This is a genomic window from Serratia sp. Nf2 (assembly GCF_003028435.1).
Taxonomy (GTDB): Bacteria; Pseudomonadota; Gammaproteobacteria; order Enterobacterales; family Enterobacteriaceae; genus Serratia; species Serratia marcescens_L.
The window spans coordinates 1-622 of sequence record NZ_PYTW01000047.1 but is presented as its reverse complement, the minus strand read 5'-3'; the positions used below and the strand labels follow the sequence as shown (position 1 = coordinate 622).

General features: G+C 45.7%; 1 tRNA gene and 1 rRNA gene. Both read right to left on the bottom strand.

Annotation, left to right across the window (positions count from 1 at the left end):
- Positions 1 to 292: 292 nt before the first annotated feature.
- Positions 293 to 368 (bottom strand) — tRNA-Glu (locus C9411_RS25340).
- A 139-nt stretch (positions 369 to 507) separates the two neighbouring features.
- Positions 508 to 622: ribosomal RNA gene (locus C9411_RS25335) — 16S ribosomal RNA — on the bottom strand; the annotation flags it as partial.

Sequence of the window (622 nt, the reverse complement as noted above, 5' to 3'; positions counted from 1 at the left end):
CGCCCTTCATCGCCTCTGACTGCCTAGGCATCCACCGTGTACGCTTAGTCACTTAACCTCACAACCCGAAGATGTTTCCATCGTTCGCGCTGCAAACATTTGAGAGACTCTATGACAGGTTACTCTTTATCCCAATACATCTACGGAGGGATAAATTTCAGCCGTCATGTTTCAATTTTCAGCTTGTTCCAGATTGTTAAAGAGCAATATCTTAAACATGACTCGCAAGTCATCTTTAAGATTTTTTCGGTTATCGCTAACCGGTGATAATGTCTTTCACTCATTATCGGAATGGCGTCCCCAAGGGGATTCGAACCCCTGTTACAGCCGTGAAAGGGCAGTGTCCTAGGCCTCTAGACGATGGGGACACGAAAATCCGATTAAACTGAATAACTTAATCGGTTCGTATCAGCATGAATGACTCATGGCATCAACAGGTAGCGCTTTGCTCGTTACTTTTCATCAGACAATCTGTGTGAGCACGCCACTCGAATCAATATCTTTAGGTAAGGAGGTGATCCAACCGCAGGTTCCCCTACGGTTACCTTGTTACGACTTCACCCCAGTCATGAATCACAAAGTGGTAAGCGCCCTCCCGAAGGTTAAGCTACCTACTTCTTTT